Below are 338 nucleotides of genomic sequence, written 5' to 3' on the forward strand. Positions count from 1 at the left end.
AGCGCAATGATATGAGCGCCGAGATCAGCTATCGTAGGCCGACCCATTATAGTAGCCTTCTTATCGCTATTTCGACCTGTGTCGTATTTCTGTACGGCTCGATCCGTTTAGGTGTCGAACGTCAGTTTTGTATGCCTTTGTGGGGGATGTCAGCGATCATAGCGTTACTCATGGCTGGCTACTTGCTGATCGATGCATTCAGTGGCTTTTCGATCCTTCTGGCCGTTGGAGTGTTGCTCGCAATATACGGCCTGTTTGATCCAGGGTTGTGGCGCAAGACCGGCAACTCGCTACCGCCACCGTGCTCAGCGCATCGCAGAAGCGGACGACCCTCGCGC

1 pseudogene is annotated in these 338 nt (G+C 53.8%); it reads left to right on the forward strand.

The features are described from left to right. Positions 1–338, forward strand: a pseudogene (locus tag JT360_RS33355) (efflux RND transporter permease subunit); the annotation flags it as partial.

Source organism: Mesorhizobium sp. dw_380 (assembly GCF_018588885.1).
Lineage (GTDB): Bacteria > Pseudomonadota > Alphaproteobacteria > Rhizobiales > Rhizobiaceae > Mesorhizobium.